The sequence below is a fragment of the Roseburia sp. TF10-5 genome (genome assembly GCF_003462365.1).
Taxonomy (GTDB): Bacteria; Bacillota; Clostridia; order Lachnospirales; family Lachnospiraceae; genus Roseburia; species Roseburia faecis.
In genome coordinates this window covers 16984-37863 of sequence record NZ_QTYW01000026.1, presented here as the reverse complement: position 1 = coordinate 37863, position 20880 = coordinate 16984, and the positions used below count along the sequence as shown (strand labels likewise).

Annotated in this window: 19 protein-coding genes and 1 tRNA gene; 10 read left to right on the top strand and 10 right to left on the bottom strand. The window is 39.6% G+C overall.

All coding sequences use genetic code 11. The features are described 5' to 3' along the window. Window positions 1-73 precede the first annotated feature (73 nt). From DXD06_RS15965 to dnaA, 9 genes are all read right to left on the bottom strand, one after another. Window positions 74-162 (bottom strand) — tRNA-Ser (locus DXD06_RS15965). Between the two features lie 92 nt (window positions 163-254). Further along, window positions 255-809, bottom strand: a complete 555-nt coding sequence (locus tag DXD06_RS15960; RefSeq protein ID WP_117833090.1) for a Fe-S-containing hydro-lyase — start codon at window positions 807-809, stop codon at window positions 255-257. A 12-nt stretch (window positions 810-821) separates the two neighbouring features. Then, window positions 822-1667, bottom strand: a complete 846-nt coding sequence (locus DXD06_RS15955) for a fumarate hydratase (protein ID WP_117833089.1) — start codon at window positions 1665-1667, stop codon at window positions 822-824. Continuing rightward, window positions 1664-4165 (bottom strand): DNA gyrase subunit A, encoded by a 2502-nt coding sequence (gyrA, locus tag DXD06_RS15950; protein WP_022044921.1) that lies wholly within the window; start codon window positions 4163-4165, stop codon window positions 1664-1666. Before gyrA ends, DXD06_RS15955 begins: the two co-directional genes overlap by 4 nt. A 14-nt stretch (window positions 4166-4179) precedes the next feature. Next, a complete protein-coding gene (gene gyrB, locus DXD06_RS15945; protein WP_022044922.1) occupies window positions 4180-6114 on the bottom strand; it encodes a DNA topoisomerase (ATP-hydrolyzing) subunit B in 1935 nt (644 codons plus the stop codon). A gap of 35 nt (window positions 6115-6149) precedes the next feature. Further along, entirely contained in the window at window positions 6150-7250 is a 1101-nt protein-coding gene (gene recF / locus DXD06_RS15940) for a DNA replication/repair protein RecF (protein WP_055067721.1), read from the bottom strand. Next, complete coding sequence (locus DXD06_RS15935; RefSeq protein ID WP_022044924.1) at window positions 7247-7462, bottom strand: RNA-binding S4 domain-containing protein; 216 nt, start codon at window positions 7460-7462, stop codon at window positions 7247-7249. The genes recF and DXD06_RS15935 overlap by 4 nt, the downstream gene beginning before the upstream one ends. An 8-nt stretch (window positions 7463-7470) precedes the next feature. Then, on the bottom strand, window positions 7471-8583 hold the full coding sequence (gene dnaN / locus DXD06_RS15930; protein WP_117833087.1) for a DNA polymerase III subunit beta: 1113 nt from the start codon (window positions 8581-8583) through the stop codon (window positions 7471-7473). Window positions 8584-8879: 296 nt separating this feature from the next. Beyond that, window positions 8880-10232 carry a chromosomal replication initiator protein DnaA gene (dnaA, locus tag DXD06_RS15925; protein ID WP_117833085.1) on the bottom strand — a complete coding sequence of 451 codons (1353 nt, stop codon included), beginning with the start codon at window positions 10230-10232 and terminating at the stop codon, window positions 8880-8882. Window positions 10233-10666: 434 nt separating this feature from the next. Here dnaA and rpmH point away from each other — a divergent pair, with 434 nt between their 5' ends. From rpmH to rsmG, 8 genes are all read left to right on the top strand, one after another. Beyond that, a complete protein-coding gene (rpmH, locus tag DXD06_RS15920) occupies window positions 10667-10801 on the top strand; it encodes a 50S ribosomal protein L34 (RefSeq protein WP_055067720.1) in 135 nt (44 codons plus the stop codon). A 45-nt stretch (window positions 10802-10846) separates the two neighbouring features. Next, window positions 10847-11182, top strand: coding sequence for a ribonuclease P protein component (gene rnpA, locus DXD06_RS15915; protein ID WP_022044927.1), 336 nt, complete (start codon window positions 10847-10849; stop codon window positions 11180-11182). Between the two features lie 24 nt (window positions 11183-11206). Next, window positions 11207-11416, top strand: coding sequence for a membrane protein insertion efficiency factor YidD (gene yidD, locus DXD06_RS15910; RefSeq protein ID WP_055067718.1), 210 nt, complete (start codon window positions 11207-11209; stop codon window positions 11414-11416). A 17-nt stretch (window positions 11417-11433) separates the two neighbouring features. Beyond that, entirely contained in the window at window positions 11434-12765 is a 1332-nt protein-coding gene (locus tag DXD06_RS15905) for a YidC/Oxa1 family membrane protein insertase (protein WP_117833083.1), read from the top strand. A gap of 14 nt (window positions 12766-12779) precedes the next feature. Beyond that, entirely contained in the window at window positions 12780-13403 is a 624-nt protein-coding gene (gene jag / locus DXD06_RS15900) for an RNA-binding cell elongation regulator Jag/EloR (protein ID WP_022044929.1), read from the top strand. Between the two features lie 79 nt (window positions 13404-13482). Then, window positions 13483-14859, top strand: coding sequence for a tRNA uridine-5-carboxymethylaminomethyl(34) synthesis GTPase MnmE (gene mnmE, locus DXD06_RS15895; RefSeq protein WP_117833081.1), 1377 nt, complete (start codon window positions 13483-13485; stop codon window positions 14857-14859). Between the two features lie 11 nt (window positions 14860-14870). Continuing rightward, a complete protein-coding gene (mnmG, locus tag DXD06_RS15890; RefSeq protein ID WP_055067715.1) occupies window positions 14871-16862 on the top strand; it encodes a tRNA uridine-5-carboxymethylaminomethyl(34) synthesis enzyme MnmG in 1992 nt (663 codons plus the stop codon). Between the two features lie 11 nt (window positions 16863-16873). After that, a complete protein-coding gene (gene rsmG, locus DXD06_RS15885) occupies window positions 16874-17587 on the top strand; it encodes a 16S rRNA (guanine(527)-N(7))-methyltransferase RsmG (protein ID WP_117833079.1) in 714 nt (237 codons plus the stop codon). A 104-nt stretch (window positions 17588-17691) separates the two neighbouring features. Here the strand turns inward: rsmG and DXD06_RS15880 are convergent, their stop codons facing one another. Next, complete coding sequence (locus DXD06_RS15880) at window positions 17692-18642, bottom strand: alpha/beta fold hydrolase (RefSeq protein WP_117833077.1); 951 nt, start codon at window positions 18640-18642, stop codon at window positions 17692-17694. Window positions 18643-18808: 166 nt separating this feature from the next. On the opposite strand from DXD06_RS15880, the gene DXD06_RS15875 reads away from it, so the two are divergent. After that, window positions 18809-19828 carry a sensor histidine kinase gene (locus DXD06_RS15875; protein ID WP_117833075.1) on the top strand — a complete coding sequence of 340 codons (1020 nt, stop codon included), beginning with the start codon at window positions 18809-18811 and terminating at the stop codon, window positions 19826-19828. Window positions 19829-19830: 2 nt separating this feature from the next. After that, window positions 19831-20472 carry a response regulator gene (locus DXD06_RS15870; protein ID WP_022044935.1) on the top strand — a complete coding sequence of 214 codons (642 nt, stop codon included), beginning with the start codon at window positions 19831-19833 and terminating at the stop codon, window positions 20470-20472. Window positions 20473-20880 lie beyond the last annotated feature (408 nt).

The following is a 20880-nucleotide window of genomic DNA, read 5'->3' as shown; positions in this document are numbered from 1 at the left end:
ACAACTCTGATATCTTATCATGTTTGTCATTGTTTGTCAACAACTTTTTTCATTTTATTTAGAAAATATAGAGCGGAGAAGGAGGGATTTGAACCCTCGCGCCGGTCAACCCGACCTATACCCTTAGCAGGGGCACCTCTTCGGCCACTTGAGTACTTCTCCAGATATTTTCTATATAAAATTACGTCCTTACGTGACGCATTGTTTATTCTACTAAAAACAGTCCTTTTTGTCAACCTCTTTTTTAATTTTTATTATATTTCTGATGCAAATTTCTTAATTGACGTCTCATATAGATTATTTCCATCCTGATCGATTACTACAATGGCCGGAAAATTCTCTACATATAACTTTCGGATTGCTTCTGCACCAAGATCTTCATAACATACAATCTCGGATTTTCTGATACACTTTGAGAGCAGAGCACCTGCTCCACCTACTGCTGCAAAATAGACTGCATGATTGCGGATAATAGCGTTTATAACCTCTTTTGATCTCTTTCCCTTGCCAATCATTGCTTTTTCACCAAGATCAAGCAGGGTAGGGGCATACTTATCCATACGAGTGGCTGTAGTTGGTCCCGCAGATCCAATCGGACGTCCTTCACGGGCAGGAGAAGGGCCCATATAATATATCGTTGCATCTTTGATATCAATCGGTAATTGCTCTCCCCGATCCAATGCTTCTATCATCCTCTTATGTGCGGCATCCCTTGCTACATAGATTGTCCCTGTGATGTATACATAATCCCCGGAATGAAGTTTTTTTGTCACTTCTTCTGTGATGGGTGTTGTAATATGCTGATCCATACCTGTTCCTCCTTATATCGTTCTGACTGCATGACGATTTACATGGCAACAGATATTAACCGCCACAGGAAGCCCTGCAATATGTGTCGGATAAGTATTTATATTAACAGCAAGGGCGGTAGTGGTTCCACCTAATCCTCCCGGTCCAATGCCAAGCTTATTGATTTTTTCCAGCATTTCTTTTTCCAGATCTGCAACATAAGGAATCTCAGAATGTTCATTTACCGGTCTTGTCAGTGCTTTTTTGGCCAGAACTGCACATTTTTCAAATGTTCCGCCAACTCCAACACCAACGACCATTGGAGGACACGCATTTGGTCCTGCATCTTTTACGGCAGTAAGAATCGCATTTTTTACTCCGTCTATTCCATCCGCAGGTTTTAACATGAAAATACGGCTCATATTTTCACTTCCAAATCCCTTCGGAGCAAATGTAATCGTCACCTTATCTCCGGGAACAATCGAATAGTGGATAATTGCCGGTGTATTATCTTTCGTGTTTTCACGAAGAATCGGGTCAGCTACAACGGATTTACGGAGATACCCTTCCGTATAACCCTGACGCACACCTTCATTAATTGCATCTTCCAGCCATTGCCCTTCAAAATGCACGTCCTGACCGATTTCTACAAAAAATACAGCCATTCCGGTATCCTGACAGATAGGAATCATTTCTTCTCCCGCAATTTTAAGATTTTCCTGCAGCTGCAGAAGAATTTTTTTTCCAAGTTCGGATTTTTCTTCTTCTGCAGCCTTTTTCATGGCATGTTCCATATCTTCCGCAAGAAAATGATTCGCTTCAATGCACATTTCTTTTATATTTCTTGTGATTTCTTCTGTCTGTATGGTCCGAATCATGATGGATCACCTTCCGTCTCATTTTCTTCTGTTGCTTCCTCTTCCGGTGGCATCAGTGATTTATCTTCTACGACTCTTGCAATGCTTGCAACCGTCACACCACTTTTGAGATCAATCAGTTTTACACCTGAGGTTACACGTCCCAGTAATGCCGTATCATTTACGCGAATTCGAATGATGATTCCTTCTGTTGTAATCAACATCAGTTCATCATCTTTTACGACAGATTTCACTCCGATCAGATTTCCGGATTTTTCTGTGATTTTATAGCATTTTACACCTTTTCCACCGCGGTTTTGTGTTGTAAACTCATTGATCCGTGTACATTTTCCAAGACCTTTTTCCGATACGATCATGACGGACTCTCCCTGGGAAGCCATCTGCATGGCGATTACTTCATCTCCGGCAGTAAGGTTCATTCCAATGACTCCCATTGTCGTACGACCGGTTGCACGGACATCGGCTTCCTTAAACCGGATACACTGTCCATACCGGGTAAATAACAGAATTTCTTCATCATCCCCGGTAATTTTTACTTCGATCAATTCATCATCATCGCGCAGACTGATCGCTGCCAATCCTGTTTTCCGGATGTTTTCATAGTCCAGCACGGAAGTTTTTTTCACTATTCCGTTTTTGGTTGCCATAAACAGATATTTATCCTTCTCATAATCCTTGATTGGAATCATTGCGGTAATCTTTTCATCCGGCTGTAACGGAATGATATTGATAATTGCAGTTCCACGAGAAGTACGACTGGCTTCCGGAATTTCATATGCCTTAATCCGGTACACACGTCCCATATTGGTAAAGAACATCAGGTAATGGTGGGAGGTTGTCATAAGCATTTCCACGATATAATCATCCTGAATGGTCTCCATTCCCTTAATTCCCTTGCCTCCACGGTGCTGGCTTTTGAAATTATCGGTTCCCATGCGCTTGATATAGCCAACCTTTGTCATGGTAATAACCGTATTGGTTTCCGGAATCAGATCTTCCATGGAAATATCAAACTCATCGTATCCGATCTGGGTTCTTCTGTCATCGCCATATTTATCTGCAATTTCCAGAATTTCTGTGCGGATAACTGCAAGAAGCTTTTTCTCATCTGCAAGAATTGCCTTGAGTTCCGTGATCTGTGCCATGAGGTCTTTATACTCGTTTTCGAGTTTCTCCCGTTCCAAACCGGTCAGGGTCTTCAGACGCATATCAACAATTGCCTGTGCCTGTGCATCGGATAATCCAAACCTCTCCATCAGGGAATTCTTTGCGTCTGCAGTTGTACGGCTTCCGCGAATAATGGAAATCACTTCATCAATGTTGTCTAATGCAATGATCAATCCCTGTAAAATATGCGCACGTTCTTCCGCCTTGTTCAGGTCAAATCTGGTACGTCTTGTGATAACCTCTTTCTGGTGAATGAGATAATAGTTAAGTAATTCATATAAATTCAGAATTTTTGGCTGGTTATCCACAAGCGCAAGGTTGATAACGCCAAATGTATCCTGCATCTGTGTGTGTTTATATAATAAATTCAAAACAACACTTGGATTTACATCTCTTCGAAGCTCAATAACAATGCGCATGCCTTCGCGATCAGACTCGTCCCGAAGATCTGTAATTCCATCAATTCTTTTATCTTTGTGCAGTTCTGCAATTTTTTCAATCAGTCTGGCTTTGTTGACCAGATACGGAAGTTCGGTGACAACAATACGGTTTTTTCCGTTATCCATCGGTTCAATATCTGTCACAGCGCGTACACGGATTTTACCACGGCCGGTCCGGTATGCCTCATTGATACCGGCAGTACCCAGGATCACACCTCCGGTTGGAAAATCTGGTCCCTTGATGATGTTGATTAATTCATCAATGTCGGTCTCTTTCTCCTCAATATCGTTGTCAATTAATTTCACAACGGCATGAATGACATCCCGCAGATTGTGAGGAGGAATATTTGTTGCCATACCGACCGCAATACCTGTCGTTCCGTTTACCAGAAGGTTCGGGTAGCGCGCCGGAAGTACGGTAGGTTCTTTTTCTGTTTCATCAAAGTTCGGGGTAAAGTCAACGGTATCTTTGTTGATGTCCCGAATCATCTGCATGGAAATTTTTGAAAGCCTTGCCTCTGTGTATCGCATGGCGGCAGCACCGTCTCCATCCACAGAACCAAAGTTACCATGTCCGTCGACAAGTGGATATCTGGTCGACCATGGCTGTGCCATGTTGACAAGTGCCCCGTAAATGGAGCTGTCCCCGTGCGGATGGTATTTACCCATCGTATCCCCGACAATACGCGCACATTTACGATGTGGCTTGTCCGGTGTATTACTCAGTTCGATCATGGAATACAGGACACGCCGCTGTACCGGCTTTAATCCATCCCTGACATCCGGAAGCGCACGGCTTGCGATAACGCTCATCGCGTAGTCGATGTAGGAGGTTTCCATCGTTTTCTTCAGGTCAACCTGTTGAATTTGGTCAAATATTTTATCGTCCACTGATCTGCTCCTCCCTAAATATCAAGATTCTGTACATACTTGGCATTTTCTTCTATAAATTCCCGTCTCGGCTCTACTTTATCACCCATCAGAGTCGTGAATGTTACGTCAATTTCCGATGAACTTTCGTCATCCATCATAACCTGTTTTAAAATCCGGTGCTCCGGATCCATGGTGGTTTCCCATAACTGTTCCGCATCCATCTCACCAAGTCCTTTGTAACGCTGGATCTTATTATTCTGATCGCGCCCGATTTCCACAAGAATATTGTTTAATTCTTCATCACTGTATGCATACCAGACATTTTTGTTTTTCTCAATTTTGTAAAGCGGCGGGGTAGCAAGATAAACATGTCCCTGCTTAATAAGCTCCGGCATAAAACGATACAAAAATGTCAGCATGAGTGTTGCAATATGTGCACCGTCCACATCGGCATCTGTCATAATAATAATTTTGTTATAACGCAGCTTGGATATATCAAAATCTTCATGAATTCCGGTACCGAACGCCGTGATCATTGCCTTGATCTCGGCATTATCATAAATACGGTCGAGTCTTGCCTTCTCCACATTTAAAATTTTTCCGCGAAGCGGGAGAATTGCCTGTGTTGCACGGCTTCTTGCAGTTTTTGCAGAACCACCGGCGGAATCTCCCTCAACGATAAAGATTTCACAATTTTTTGGATTTTTGTCGGAACAATCCGCAAGTTTTCCCGGAAGGGCAGTACCCTCAAGTGCTGTCTTTCTTCTTGTCAGATCACGTGCTTTCCGGGCTGCCTCTCTGGCACGCTGGGCCAGCAGCGATTTTTCACAGATATTTTTGGCCACATCCGGATTCTGCTCCAGAAAATACGTCAGCTGTTCCGTAACCACAGAATCTACAGCACCACGTGCCTCACTGTTTCCGAGTTTCTGTTTGGTCTGTCCTTCAAACTGTGGCTCTTCAATTTTGATACTGATAATTGCTGTCAATCCTTCACGGATATCATCTCCGGTAAGTGCCGCATCGCTGTCTTTTAAAATTTTTGCTTCCCGCGCATACGAATTAAACGTCTTTGTCAACGCATTTCGAAAACCGGCAAGATGTGTTCCACCTTCCGGCGTAATGATGTTGTTAACAAAACTAAACGTGGAATCGTTAAAAGAATCATTATGCTGCATTGCAACTTCCACGTAAACTCCGTCACGATTTCCCTCACAGTAAATAACTTCCGGATATAACGGTTCTTTTCCGCGGTTTAAATATTCCACAAATTCCTTGATTCCACCGGCATAGTGGAATTTATGATTATGCAGACTATCTTCCCTCGTGTCTTTTAATGTAATGCATAATCCTTTTGTCAGAAAAGCAGTTTCTCTTAAACGCTGTTTGAGCGTGTTGTAATCATATACGGTTTCTTCAAAGATTTCCGCATCCGGCAGAAAATGAACCTTTGTACCGTGAAGTTGTGGATCACAGTCCCGGACTGCCGCTACCGGCCCATCTGCTTTTCCTCTCTTGTAACTTTGCATATACACTTTTCCGTCGTGATATACTTCAACCGTTAACCAGGCGGAGAGGGCATTAACAACAGAAGCACCTACTCCATGCAGTCCTCCGGATACTTTGTATCCTCCGCCGCCAAACTTTCCACCCGCATGCAGAACAGTAAACACAACTTCCAGTGCAGACACACCGGCTTTGTGATTCATTCCAACAGGAATTCCACGTCCATCATCTTCAACGGTTATGGAATTATCTTTTTCTATGGTCACCTCAATGTTTTTACAATAACCGGCAAGTGCTTCATCTACCGCATTATCAACAATCTCATAGACCAGATGATGCAGTCCGCGTGCAGATGTACTTCCGATGTACATTCCAGGTCTCTTTCTGACCGCTTCGAGTCCTTCAAGAATCTGAATCTGATCTGCGCCATATTCCTGATTATTATTTGTTAATTCGCTCATCAATTTCCTCCTCATCCAACGGATGAACCTTTCCTTTATATCTCTTCAACCGATTCCTTTTCATAAACATTTCCGTTTATCACCTGGAAAATTTTGTTGATACAAAAACGGTTCTTTACAAATTCCTCCAACCCTGTACAGGTAATGACAGTCTGTATTTTAGCAATACTGTTCAGCAGATAATTCTGCCGGTTACTGTCAAGTTCCGATAGCACGTCATCCAGCAGCAACACCGGAGTATCATGAATGGATCTCCTGACCAGATCAATCTCCGACAATTTCAAAGAAAGTGCTGAAGTACGCTGCTGTCCCTGAGACCCAAACTTACGGATATCCACATCATCAACGGAAAACAGCATGTCATCCCTGTGTGGTCCTGTCGTTGTCTGGCAGAGTTTCAGATCCCGGTTCTGTGCCCGCAGCAATTCATCCGCAAAAAGATCAGCGGTAATATTTGGCTCATACTTTAATACCAGATGTTCCCTGCCACCGGAAATTTTAGAATGGATTTCCGAAATAATTTCATTCAGTTCCTCCACAAATTCTTTTCGTTTCCGGATGATTCTTGTTCCATACTCCAGTAACTGCATATCCCACACCGGAAGAGTATCCACAAGGTCCGGGCGAAAAGAAATATCTTTCAACAATTTGTTTCTCTGATTCAACACTTTGTTGAAACTGGATAAATCTGACAAATATAGTTTATCCAACTGACAGAGTTCTAAATCAATAAATCTTCTTCTCTCCGCAGGTCCGTTTTTTATAATATTTAAATCTTCGGGCGAAAAGAAAACGATATTGAGTATTCCAAACAACTCACTTGCCTTTTTGATCGGAATCTTATTCACAGCCACGCCTTTTGATCCACTTTTTCTAAGATGCATATCAATCTGGTACTCTTTTTCTTTTTTCTGTACGACAGTACGAATATGTGATTCTTTCTCACCAAACCGAATCATCTCTTTATCACGGCTTCCTTTGTGGGATTTTGTTGTACCACTCAGATAAGCAGCTTCGAGAATATTGGTTTTCCCCTGTGCATTGTCTCCGTAAAGAATATTGGTTCCTTCATCCAGGTGAATATCCAGATTTTCATAATTTCGAAAATTTCGCAGCTCGATTGATTTTATGATCATTGAACTATCTGAATTGTTTCACCCTGAAAGGTAACAACATCCCCATTATGTAATTTTTTTCCTCGTTGAAGTTCTGTCTGACCGTTTACCGAAACCTGCCCATCTAAAATAACCATTTTGGCATCCACACCGGAACCAACAACTCCGGCTTTTTTCAACGCTTGTCCAAGTTTGATAAATTCGTCTTCTTCACGGATATTTACTGTAATCATGTAATCTCCTAATTTGCAGCATTGTTAAAGTTAACAGGAAGAATAAGATAAATGAATTTTCCTTCATCATCTTTGATAAAACATGGAGCTTTTGGGTTTACCATATAAAGACTTACATTTTCTTCATCGATAACACGCAATGCATCAATGAAGAATTTTGGATTAAATCCAATCAGGATGTCTTTTCCTTCTTTCTCGATATCGATATCTTCATTCATGGAGCCGATGAAAGAATTGATTTTTAACTCCATACTTCCATCTGTGATATTCATAATGATCGGCTTTTTGTCACCTTCTTTGACAAGAAGAGTAGCACGATCAATACAATCAAGTAATTCTTTTTTATTGACTATAACTTTCGTTTCATAAGCAGATGAGAGCATCTGATCAATGCGGAAATATTCTCCTTCGATCAGACGGGATACAACCGTAGTAGTATCAAATTCAAAAACGATATGGTTGTCCGTCAGGTAGATGAGTACATCATCATCAACTCCACCTGGAACAATTTTGCTGATTTCCTGTAATGTTTTTCCAGGAACGACAACCTTTTTATTTTCGTAATTATTCTTAAGTTCTATATTACGAATGGAGATACGATGACCATCAAGAGAAACAACTTTCAGTTCATTCTCATTAATTTCAAACAGTTCACCTGTCATAAGTTTGTTATTGTCGTTATCAGCAATGGAAAAGATTGTTTGTCTGATCACTTCCTTCAGTGTGAACTGGGAAATCACGATTGCATCATTTTTTTCAATGTATGGAAGATATGAAAAATCGTCTCCGGATTTTCCTATAATATTGAATTTTGCTTTTTCACAGGAGATAACTGTCTTAAAAGAGGCATCTGTTTCAATCATAACATCACTGTCTGGAAGTTTGCGTACAATTTCAGAAAAGATTTTTGCATCCAGTGCAATAACTCCACGTTCCGCAATTTCTCCTTCTACGCGGGTTTCGATTCCTAGTTCCATATCGTTTGCCATTAATTTAATTTCATTCGTAGAAGCATCGATAAGAATACATTCGAGTATTGCCATAGTTGTACGGGTAGGAACAGCTTTGGATACGATATTTACTCCGCGCAATAAATTTGATTTAGAACAGATCAGTTTCATGAAAAACTCCCTCCTGGTATAAATAAAAATATATTAAGACATTCGTCTTAGTCTTAATAGGGGCTGTTAATATGTGAATAAGCCCCTTCATGTTAGATGTTAAGCGGTTTCCGGCGTTTGATAACCGGCTTGAAAGCATGTGAAAGGCGTGAGGATACTTAAAGTAAGTCTGTGGAACAAATTTTAGGAGATTTACGTTAAGAACCTCATGCACAATCCATCCACTGTGGATAAACGTGAATAAGTTGAAATTAAAAAAAGCAAATAAAACCACATTATAATAGGAAGAAACTCATTTAGTTTGGATTTATTTTCTTTTTGATGGTTTCAATCATATTTCTTGTAGTTTCGTTTTTTTCGTATTCTTCGGTAACTTTCTTGATACCGTGGATAATTGTGGAATGATCGCGTCCGCCAAGCAAAGAACCGATGGTATCTAATGGGCTTTCGGTCATATTTTTGCATAAATACATAGCAATCTGGCGTGGTTTTGCAACATCACTGCTTCTTGTCTTTGAAATCATCTGATCTACAGAGATGTGATAATGTTCAGAAACAACTTCAATAATGAGCTGTGGTGTGATTTCCCGTGGCTTGTCCGGCGTGATAATGTTGGAAAGTTCCTTTTCTGCAATATCCATGGTAATTGGAATGTGGACAAGATTGTTATAAGCAAGAAGTTTATTTAATGCTCCTTCAAGTTCACGCACGTTTGATTTAATGTTGTTTGCAATGTAGCTTAATACTTCATCATCAATGTCAAAGTTATCCGATTCGGCTTTTTTCCGGAGAATAGCCATACGTGTTTCATAATCCGGCACTCCGATATCTGCCATCAGTCCCCACTCAAAACGGGAACGGATACGCTCTTCAAGGGTTTCCATTTCTTTTGGTGGTTTATCGGATGTCAGTATAATCTGTTTTCCCTGTGTCTGGAGTGCGTTGAATGTGTGGAAAAACTCTTCCTGTGTACTTTCTTTTCCGATGATAAACTGGATATCGTCAATCATAAGGACATCCACTTTCCGGTATTTGTCACGAAATTTTGTCATGGATGAAGCATTACCGTTTCGAATGGATTCAATTACTTCATTCGTAAATTCTTCGGATGTAACGTAGATAACCTTGGCATTCGGATTCTGGTTTAAAATAAAGTGCCCGATGGAGTGCATAAGATGGGTTTTTCCCAGTCCCGGACCGCCGTAAATGTAAAGCGGATTATATGCTTCTCCAGGAGATTCTGCGACTGCAAGGGAAGCCGAATGTGCAAAACGGTTATTATTACCAACGACAAATGTATCAAATGTATAATTTGGATTAAGATTAGATTCATCTGCGGTTACGGCAGGTGTAGCTTTTGCTGGTTTTGTGTTTAATTTCAGCGTCCTGGCTTCTTCCGGAAGGATGAATTTGATTTCATATTCAATTTCTGTAATTTCCACGATCGCAACGCGAAGTGGTGCAAGGTACTTCTTGGAAATATAGCTTAAAGCCATCTGTTCGGAAGGAACCAGGATATAGAGAGTATTTCCCTCAATGGCAAAGATTTCTAAGGGACGAATCCATGTATCGAAGGAGACATCACTGATTTCGTACTCCTGTTTTACCGTATTTAAAATTTCATCCCATTTTTCAATAATCTTATCCATCTGCTTTTCTCCACATTATTCTTATAAAAAAGGATACTATCCCATAATCCTATTCCTATCTATAATACACCATTTTCGGTATAGAATCAACTTTTTAGACGTCCTTTTATATTTTTCAAAACTAACATATAAACATATGGATAAAAGGCGAAATAATGCGTTTCAGGGATATGGAGGTATGGTATGGATGTTGATGGAAACAGAGTTATCCAAGAGGTATTGACAGTTTATCCACAAGTTATCCCCAAATTGTGGATAACTTATTATTTCGTGGAAAAGCGTGGATACTATATATAGTGGACTGCTTTTCTTCCTTATTATATGTAGTGTTTATAACATTAAATTAGGAAAAAACCTTGATTTTACTTGACTTGTAGCGTTTTTCTGATATAATGCTAAGTGATGTTTTTTAACGTAGAGGAGGTGGATACGAAATGAAGATGACATTCCAACCAAAAAAAAGACAGAGAGCCAGAGTTCATGGTTTCAGAAGCAGAATGAGTACTGCAGGCGGAAGAAAAGTATTGGCTGCTAGAAGATTAAAAGGTAGAAAAAAATTATCAGCTTAGGCCACATTATTGTGGTCTTTTCTTCTATTATGAGGATAGTTTCAGATGAAGTTCTCAGAATCATTAAAGAAAAGTAAAGATTTTCAGAATGTGTATAACAAAGGAAATTCATATGCAAACCGTTTATTGGTTATGTATGTTCTGGAAAATCACACAGACAAAAACAGATTAGGTATATCCGTTAGTAAAAAAGTAGGAAATAGTGTTATAAGACATCATTTGACCCGTCTGATCAGAGAGGGGTACCGGCTACAGGAGGACATGTTCAATAGTGGTTTGGACATTGTAGTCATCGCAAGAGGAACAGCGCGTGATGCTTCGTTTCATCAGATTTCGAGCGCACTGAAACATCTTGGAGGTCTTCACAAAATAATACATTAATATGGAAAAGAAGATGGAATTCTATTGAAAAAATTACTTATTGCATGTATTAAATTCTATCAGAGATATATTTCTCCCATGAAGTCAACGAAATGTCCGTATTATCCGACCTGTTCCTGTTATGGACTGGAAGCTGTGCAAAAGTATGGTGCGATAAAGGGTGGGGCACTGGCTGCCTGGAGAATTTTGCGATGTAATCCTTTTTCTAAGGGAGGATATGACCCGGTTCCATAAACCAAATGGAGGTTTTTATGTCAGGCATGATTGAATTGACAGCGTATTCCGGAAAATTCCTCGGACCGATTGCAAAGGTTCTTGGATGGATCATGAGCGGAATTTACGATATTGTTTTAAAAATTTCCGGTGGTACGATCAACAGTGTACCGCTTGCAATCGTTCTCATGACGATTTTGATCTATATGTGTCTTTTGCCATTGACAATCCAGCAGCAGAAATTCTCGAAACTTTCGCAGAAAATGCAGCCGGAACTGAATGCGATTCGTGATAAATATAAGAATCGCAAGGATCAGGAAGCCATGATGGCAATGAATCAGGAGACACAGCTTGTATATCAGAAATATGGTATTTCTCCATCCGGAAGCTGTATCCAGATGCTTATCCAGATGCCGATTCTGTTTGCTTTGTATCGTGTATTTTATAATATTCCGGCATATATCAGCAGTGTGAGATCTTCTTACACCGGTCTTGTGGACGGAATTATCAATACCAATGGTTTTGTGGATAAACTCACTGCATTGATGACAAACTTTAATGCAGTGACGTCCAGTGGATTAAATGCAAACAATGTGGCAGATAAATTAAATGCTGCTACCGGCACTACACTTTCGAATTATGTTACCGATATTATGTACAAGCTTCCATCTACTGCATGGGAGAAGACAGCAGATGCAGGAAAAACTATTTTTGAGCAGTTTCCGAATCTGAGTGACAGCCTTAATTCTACACTCCATGACATGAACCAGTTTAATTATTTTCTTGGACTGAATATTTCAGATACTCCGTGGGCAATCATTAAGAGCAGTATAGCAAGTCATGCATGGCTGTTGTTGATTATTGCAGTATTGATTCCGGTTTTATCTTATATTACACAGGTGATCAATATCAAGTTGATGCCAACCGCAGCTACCGCAGGCGGGGATAATGATCAGATGGCAAGACAGATGAAAACTATGAATACCATGATGCCTCTGATGTCTTTGTTTTTCTGTTTCGTGACACCGGTTGGTCTTGGTATTTACTGGGTTGCCAGTGCATTATGTCGTGCAGTACAGCAGTTCTTTATCAATAAACATATTGAGAACTTAGATCTTGAGGATATTATTGCAAAGAATCAGGAAAAAGTGAAGAAGAAACGTGAGAAGATGGGTGTTACAGAGGAACGCATCCGCCAGGCAGCGGCAATGAATACCAGATCCATCCAGTCGAAGGCAAATGTTTCTTCTGCAAATATAGAGATGGAGCGTGAAAAGGCAAATGCAGCGAAAGCAAATGCAAAGCCGGGAAGTATGGCAGCGAAAGCAAATCTTGTAAAAGAATTTAGTGAAAAGAACAATCGTAAATAAGAGGGGGCAGTTATATGGAGTTTATTGAGATTTCTGCTAAAAACGTGGATGACGCGATTACACAGGCTACTGTTCAGCTGGGAATAACCAGTGATCAGCTTGAGTATGAGGTTCTTGATAAAGGAAGTACCGGTTTTCTTGGAATCGGAAGTAAAAATGCAGTAATTAAGGCTCGTAAGAAATTTTCCATTGATGAGAATGTTGTTGAATTTTTATCTTCCATTTTCGATGCGATGAAGATGGAGGTAGAAATTCTCGTTGCAGTAAATGAGGAAGAACATATCATTGAAGTAGAGTTAAAGGGAGATGATATGGGAATTCTGATCGGTAAGAGAGGACAGACGCTGGATTCTCTTCAGTATCTGACAAATCTTGCAATCAACAAACATTCCGATGAATATTATAAGGTTAAGATTGATACGGAAGATTACAGAAAGAGAAGAAAAGAGACACTTGAGAATCTTGCAAAGAATATTGCGTACAAGGTAAAGCGCACCAAGCGCCCGGTTTCTCTTGAACCAATGAATCCTTTTGAGAGACGGATCATTCATTCTGCACTTCAGAATGATCGTTATGTTACAACACACAGTGAAGGGGATGAACCATATCGCCATGTAGTTGTAACATTAAAGAAATAAGGAACTGACTGATAGAGTTAAAAAATAAGGTGAATATCCAGTTTTGGGTATTCACCTTTGTTTGGAATTGGAGAGACTTATGAATTCAGATACAATTGCTGCAATTGCGACCGCGATGTCTCCTTCGGGAATTGGGATTATCCGGATCAGCGGAGAAGACGCATTGCCGGTTATTGACCGGATTTATCGTTCGAAATATGGTCATAAAAAATTGAGTTTATGTGAAAGTCATACCATTCATTATGGATATATTTATGACGATAACGAGATGGTGGATGAAGTGATGGTTTTACTCATGAAGGCGCCACATTCTTACACAAAAGAAGACACGGTGGAAATTGACTGTCATGGCGGTGTCTATGTTATGAAAAGAATTCTGGAAACCGTAATCAGACATGGGGCACGACCGGCAGAACCCGGTGAATTTACGAAACGGGCATTTTTAAATGGCCGGATTGATCTGACACAGGCAGAATCCGTTATTGATGTTATCAACGCAAAAAACGAATTTGCACTGAAAAGTTCACTTTCCCAGCTGCAGGGAGCAGTTCTTGTGGATATCCGGAAGATCCGGGCAGATATATTGCATGAAATTGCCTTTATAGAATCTGCCTTGGATGACCCTGAACATATTTCTCTGGATAATTATCCACAAACTTTACACAATACTGTGGATAACTTGGTTATAAAAATTGATAAAATCCTCAAAACCTTTGAAAATGGGCGTTTTCTGAAGGAAGGTATCAACACTGTAATTGTGGGTAAACCCAATGCAGGTAAGTCTTCTCTGTTGAATATTCTGGTGGGAGAGGAACGGGCAATTGTAACGGAAATTGCAGGAACAACCAGAGATGTCCTGGAAGAGCAGATTAACCTGAATGGAATTACATTAAACGTCATGGATACGGCTGGAATTCGGGATACGGAAGATGTAGTGGAGAAAATCGGTGTGGATCGGGCGAGAACATATGCATCGAAGGCGGATCTCGTAATCTATGTGATTGATGCATCGACAGAGCTGGATGAAAGTGATTATGAGATCATGGATCTGTTGCAGGATAAAAAAGCAATTGTTTTATTAAACAAATCAGATCTGGACACAAAAGTCACAGTGGAAGAGGTACAGCATATTCTGGATAAAAAGATTATTCCGATTTCTGCAAAAGAACATCAGGGAATTGATGAATTGGAAGAAACGATCCGGAATATGTTTTTCCAGGGTGAAGTTACTTTTAATGATGAAGTTTATGCAATTAACATGAGGCAGAAAACGTCACTTCAGGTAGCACTTGATCATTTACATCAGGTAACACAAAGCATTGAGGATGACATGCCTGAAGATTTTTATTCCATTGATCTGATGGGCGCGTATGAAGAGCTGGGTAAGATTATCGGGGAAGCTGTCGAGGATGATCTGGTGGATGAAATTTTTTCAAAGTTTTGTATGGGAAAGTAGCAGGTAAAAAAATGGGTAAGAAAAATATTCCTTATATTGAAGAAACATATGATGTGGTTGTTGTCGGTGCCGGGCATGCAGGTTGTGAGGCAGCATTGGCATGTGCCAGACTCGGATTGGAAACAATGATGTTTACGGTAAGTGTGGACAGTATTGCACTAATGCCATGTAATCCGAACATTGGTGGAAGTTCCAAGGGACATCTGGTTCGGGAAATTGATGCACTTGGTGGAGAGATGGGCAAAAATATTGATAAAACATTTATCCAGTCGAAAATGCTGAATAAATCGAAAGGACCGGCTGTACATTCTCTCCGCGCACAGGCTGATAAAGCGGAATACACAAAAGAAATGCGGAAAACCCTGCAAAATACGGATCATTTATCCATCAGACAGGCGGAAGTCGCAGAGATATTAACAAATAAAGACCAGTTTTTCCCGGAAGATGAATATCATGAGGGAGAAGAACAGAAAATTACCGGAGTGCGTACAGTTTCCGGAGGTGTTTACAGATGTAAGGCAGTTGTTCTTTGTACGGGAACTTATCTGAGAGCGCGCTGCTTAACCGGTGAAATGATTACACATACGGGACCAAATGGATTATCAGCTGCAAACCATCTGACAGATTCCCTGGTTGCTCATGGTATCCAGACAAGAAGATTTAAAACAGGAACACCGGCGCGTGTCGATAAAAGGAGTCTTGATTTTTCAAAAATGGAAGAGCAGTTTGGAGATGAAAGAGTTGTTCCGTTTTCTTTCACAACGAATCCGGAGGATGTGCAGATCGAGCAGGCTTCCTGCTGGCTGACCTATACAAATGAAACGACACATGAAATTATCCGAAACAATCTGGACCGTTCTCCGATTTATGCGGGAATCATTGAGGGAACAGGACCAAGATACTGTCCGTCCATTGAAGATAAAGTGGTAAAATTTGCAGATAAAAACCGGCATCAGATTTTCATTGAACCGGAAGGACTGAGTACAAATGAAATGTATGTGGGCGGAATGTCATCTTCTCTGCCGGAGGATGTTCAGCATGAAATGTACCGGACACTTCCGGGACTGGAACATGTTAAAATTGTAAGAAATGCATATGCGATAGAGTATGACTGTATTGACGCAAACAATTTATATGCGTCTCTCGAGTTTAAGGCAATGAAAGGTTTGTTCAGTGGCGGTCAGTTTAATGGAAGCTCCGGATATGAAGAGGCTGCCTGTCAGGGATTGATTGCCGGAATCAATGCTGCAATGGAAATTAAGGGAAGAGATCCTCTGATTCTTGACCGGTCGGAAGCATATATCGGAGTTTTGATTGACGATCTTGTCACAAAGAAAAACCGCGAACCTTACCGCATGATGACTTCACGAGCGGAATATCGTTTACTTTTGCGTCAGGACAATGCAGATTTGCGGCTGACAAAAAAGGGATATGAAATTGGACTGATTTCACAGGAGCGGTATGACTGGGTTTGCAAAAAAGAGGAACTGATAAAAAAGGAAATTGAGCGCGTGAATGAAGTTAAGCTTGGTGCGAATGCGAGAGTACAGAATGTTCTGGAACAATATGGAAGCATTCCGCTTCATACCGGTACAACGCTTTCTGATTTGATTCGCAGACCGGAGCTTGATTATGATAAACTGGCAGAAATTGATACAGACCGGCCGGATTTACCTGCGGAGGTAACAGAGCAGGTGAATATTCTGATCAAATATGATGGGTATATCAGCAGACAGATTAAGCAGGTAGAGAAGTTCAAAAAGCTGGAGAAGAAAAAACTTCCGGAGAAATTTGACTATAATGAAATTTCGGGACTTCGAATCGAGGCACAACAGAAGCTGAATGAGTTCCAGCCGTTGAATATCGGTCAGGCATCACGTATTTCGGGTGTCACACCAGCCGATATCTCTGTTCTTCTGGTCTATCTGGAACAGTTAAAATATTCAAATCCAGATTTATTTTTTAAGTTAAACCCGGATGAACACAAAGAAAAACAAGAATAATGGAGGATTCTATGGAATATAATACAGACCATTTTCTGTCTATGCTTGCAAAAATGAATATTTCATTATCAGACAAGCAGTTGCAGCAATTTATGACTTATTATGAAATGCTCATCGAAAAAAATAAGGTGATGAATCTGACTGCCATTACCGATTTTGATGAAGTCGTCGAGAAACATTTTGTAGATAGTGTTTCTCTGATACAGGTTGTGGATCTTCATCAGCCGTTAAAAGTTATAGATCTTGGAACTGGTGCGGGGTTTCCGGGAATCCCATTAAAAATTGTTTTTCCGGAATTAAATGTGGTGCTGGCTGATTCTTTAAATAAGAGACTTGTTTTTTTGAATGAAGTGATTGATGCGTTAGGACTGACAGAGATCTATACGGTTCATGGCCGCGCAGAAGATCTGGCACGCATGCCCGAATATAGAGAACAGTTTGATCTGTGTGTTTCCCGTGCGGTTGCCAATTTATCCACACTTGCAGAATATTGTCTTCCATTCGTCCGGTTGGGTGGAAAGTTTATTTCTTATAAATCGGGAGAGTGTGAAAATGAAGTGGCAGCTGCAAAATCAGCTATTTTTCTTCTCGGAGGAAAAGTGGAGGATGTGTATAAGTTTTCTATTGGAGAGGCGCAGCGGGCATTCATTTCTTTAACAAAGGCAAACGGTACATCAAAAAAATATCCAAGAAAAGCCGGAATGCCCTCCAAAAATCCTTTGTAATTTATGCTTTTTTCCACTGCTTTGAGCGGAAAAAAGATGTTATCCACATTTATGGATGAGTTATAAAAAATGGACTGTACCTTTGAGGTACAGTCCATTTCCAATTAATTGGATAACTTGTTTTCAATAATTTGGTAAACCTTTTCCGGATTCTCCAGTTGTGGATACAATTTGCAATTGGAAACATAGGTGATGTCTATGTTAGAATTCAGTTTACGATATTCCTGTGCTGTTTTGTAGTTTGCTTTTATATCGCTGCTGATAATAAAAGAAACAGGTTTTGTGATTTTTTTCACAGCATGCCGAAGGTCAATATTCATATAATTGCCAAGAAGACTTGAGTATAAGTATTTTCCATTACTGTTGTCCATATGGGCTGCTTCATAGTAGGCATCTTTCGTTTTGGAAGAAATCAGCTGAGGTCTGCAGTAATAGGTAAAACGGAACTGACGGTCAATACGTTTCGGGTTCATGAGCAAATTATAGATAAAGGTTCCGACCAAAGGAAGATTTATGATCGTTTGCTTTAGTTTACTTTGCTGATCCGGCATGGCATCCATGGAATGGAAGGAAACCGGATTAATAAAAATCATTTTGTCAATGATGGAGGCATCCAGTTGATTTGCCATAATTACAAATGAGGAGGAGAAGTTTGAAGCTACAACTGATGTTTTGGATTTTATAATATCTTTGATAAAAGCAGTGATCAGCTGGACATACATATAGTTGGTATAACTCAGCCCTGGTTTGTCGGAGAGACCGCAGCCCAGAAGATCCATGGTATATACCGTATGTTTCTTTTGAAGTCTTTTTGAAATTTTTGACCACTCAACAGATGAACTAGCGGAATTTGTGTCATGAATAAGAAGAACAGGATCTCCTGTTCCAGTTTTTGTGTAAAAAACATTTCCCTGTTTCCAGGAATAATAGGATCCGTTTTTGGTTGGGAGCATATTCTTTTTTGTGGAAGTGGAGGCAACAAACTGATTGTATGCATACATTCCTGCCAGTGTTGCAACACTCAAAAAAAGAAATTTTTTTGTGCCTTTTTTCATGGAAATCCTCCTTGTATTTAAAATTTGTTTGATTTTAAATATATTATAGACATTTTTGGGTCTTTTTACAAACAATATTTATTTCTTTATTTTCTTTACCCGTAAAATGATTTATAATATTATTGATATTGAAAATACAAAACAGAACATATGTTTGAGGAATAAGATGGTAAAAGATTATCTGGAAAAAATCCGTCAGGAGTATATAGAACACAAAGTTTCTCTGGAAGAACAGATTTCTTCATATGAAAATAAAGTAAAAGAGAATACAAAGTTTCTTCAAGTTTTAGAGAAGGAAACAAATCCCGGGTATGAAGCGTTCAGCCCGAGAGAATTTAATTCTTTTCATAAAGAAAAGATGGAAGAACTTCGGGCAGATCAAAAAAGGATATCAAATGAAATTATGTGTCTGAGAGATCAGATGCAGGAATATGAATTTCGAATTGCAGATATTACCAGCGTTATCAAGGAAGAAACGGAGATTGAAAGAAAGATTCATGAGGCTGCGGATATAGATTCTTATGATACCAGGCTGGCATTACTTCGTTCTGTTGAAACAGAGCGTCAGAGAATAGCGCGAGAATTACATGATTCTACCACACAGAATCTGACTGCAATTGTACATAAAACGGAATTATGCTCAAAAATTATAGAATCAGATCCGGTAAAATGTAAATTAGAGCTATTTTCCATTGGTCAGACACTCCGTAAAATAATTGAGGATACCAGAGGGTTAATCTATGATTTAAGACCCATGTCTTTTGATGACATTGGATTTGACGTTACGGTTGAAAGAGCATTGGATCGATTTCAGAGATTCCATAGAATAGAATGTGGATATTATACGGAAGGTACATCGTATCCGATTAACAGTGTTGTTCAGATTACATTGCTTCGGGTCATTCAGGAGGCATGTAATAATGCAGTTAAGCATGCACAGGCATCTTATCTGGAGGTAAAAGTTTCTTATTTAGCAAAGAAGATTGTGTTAGTTATTAAAGATGACGGTAAGGGATTTGATGTTCATGCAGTTCCCGATGAGACAAGGGATGATAATTCCGGATTCGGATTGTCTATGATGAAAGAAAGGGTCTATCTGTTATCAGGAACACTTTCTATAGAATCTGCACCTGGAAAGGGATGTTCTATTATTGTGTCAATTCCAAAAATGAAGGAGGGCTTATAAAAATGGCAATTAAAATTATGATCGCAGATGACCATTCCATGATTAGAGAGGGATTAAAAAGTTTACTGGAATTGGAAGGAGATATACAGGTAGTTGCAGAAGCAGAAGATGGTGTTGACTGTCTGGAAAAGTTAAAAATTTGTACACCGGATGTATTATTGCTTGATATTAATATGCCGAGAAAAAATGGTCTGGAAGTATTGCAGACGCTTAAATCTTCAAAGTCAAAGGTAAAGGTTTTGGTTCTCACCGTTCATAATGAAGTGGAATATCTGATGAAAGCGGTCGATATAGGGGTGGATGGCTATATTTTAAAAGATTCTGAATCCGCAGAATTGAAAAAAGCTATATTTTCCATCGTAGAAGGAGAAAATTATATTCAGCCAAGTCTTATTCCATCATTAAATTCCAAGATGATTGAAAAGAACAGGGATGAAGGAAAGATAGAGAGCCTCACAAAGCGTGAATTGGAAGTTTTGAAACTTTTGGCAGTTGGAATGTATAATAAGGAAGTTGCTGAAAAGTTAAATATCAGTGAGAGAACCGTTAAGAACCATGTATCTAACATTTTTAAGAAGATAGAAGTAACAGATCGGACGCAGGCTGCAGTGTTTGCTATTCGCAATAATTTAATTGAATTGTAAAAAGAATGGGAAACGAGAGAGTTTCGTTTAAAAAAGGATAACAAAATGTTTCACGTGAAACATTTTATTATCCTTTTTTATTTTCATAAGTAGAATTTGCTGGAGAGCAGTTTAAATATAAGTTTGCCCGGTGAATTTATGATATGCATGATTTTGCTCCGGTTTTACAAATTAATGACCGGATGTTTAAAATACCGGATCAATAAGAGCATAATATGAATGAAAGTTTTGGAAATACTTTCTTATTAAGCCCATCGGTAAAAAAATAAATTTCATAGTTGTCCCATTTATTACCTTCTTTTCCCTACATATCCAGTTCATCCCGATTTTTAAAGTAACATCACTAATCATATCTTTTAAATTTTTATTTAAGAGATCAAGCAGTTACTGAATAAAATAATGTTCTGT

What these genes read in the sequence shown, in the direction of transcription:
- gyrB (WP_022044922.1), bottom strand. Translation starts at nt 6,114, where the DNA reads ATGAGCGAATTAACAAATAATAATCAGGAATATGGCGCAGATCAGATT.
- DXD06_RS15880 (WP_117833077.1), bottom strand. Translation starts at nt 18,642, where the DNA reads ATGAAAAAAGGCACAAAAAAATTTCTTTTTTTGAGTGTTGCAACACTG.
- rsmG (WP_117833079.1), top strand. Translation starts at nt 16,874, where the DNA reads ATGGAATATAATACAGACCATTTTCTGTCTATGCTTGCAAAAATGAAT.
- DXD06_RS15870 (WP_022044935.1), top strand. Translation starts at nt 19,831, where the DNA reads ATGGCAATTAAAATTATGATCGCAGATGACCATTCCATGATTAGAGAG.
- DXD06_RS15955 (WP_117833089.1), bottom strand. Translation starts at nt 1,667, where the DNA reads ATGATTCGGACCATACAGACAGAAGAAATCACAAGAAATATAAAAGAA.
- DXD06_RS15935 (WP_022044924.1), bottom strand. Translation starts at nt 7,462, where the DNA reads ATGATTACAGTAAATATCCGTGAAGAAGACGAATTTATCAAACTTGGA.
- jag (WP_022044929.1), top strand. Translation starts at nt 12,780, where the DNA reads ATGGAGTTTATTGAGATTTCTGCTAAAAACGTGGATGACGCGATTACA.
- mnmE (WP_117833081.1), top strand. Translation starts at nt 13,483, where the DNA reads ATGAATTCAGATACAATTGCTGCAATTGCGACCGCGATGTCTCCTTCG.
- mnmG (WP_055067715.1), top strand. Translation starts at nt 14,871, where the DNA reads ATGGGTAAGAAAAATATTCCTTATATTGAAGAAACATATGATGTGGTT.
- dnaA (WP_117833085.1), bottom strand. Translation starts at nt 10,232, where the DNA reads ATGGATAAGATTATTGAAAAATGGGATGAAATTTTAAATACGGTAAAA.
- rnpA (WP_022044927.1), top strand. Translation starts at nt 10,847, where the DNA reads ATGAAGTTCTCAGAATCATTAAAGAAAAGTAAAGATTTTCAGAATGTG.
- DXD06_RS15960 (WP_117833090.1), bottom strand. Translation starts at nt 809, where the DNA reads ATGGATCAGCATATTACAACACCCATCACAGAAGAAGTGACAAAAAAA.
- DXD06_RS15905 (WP_117833083.1), top strand. Translation starts at nt 11,434, where the DNA reads ATGTCAGGCATGATTGAATTGACAGCGTATTCCGGAAAATTCCTCGGA.
- recF (WP_055067721.1), bottom strand. Translation starts at nt 7,250, where the DNA reads ATGATCATAAAATCAATCGAGCTGCGAAATTTTCGAAATTATGAAAAT.
- dnaN (WP_117833087.1), bottom strand. Translation starts at nt 8,583, where the DNA reads ATGAAACTGATCTGTTCTAAATCAAATTTATTGCGCGGAGTAAATATC.
- rpmH (WP_055067720.1), top strand. Translation starts at nt 10,667, where the DNA reads ATGAAGATGACATTCCAACCAAAAAAAAGACAGAGAGCCAGAGTTCAT.
- DXD06_RS15875 (WP_117833075.1), top strand. Translation starts at nt 18,809, where the DNA reads ATGGTAAAAGATTATCTGGAAAAAATCCGTCAGGAGTATATAGAACAC.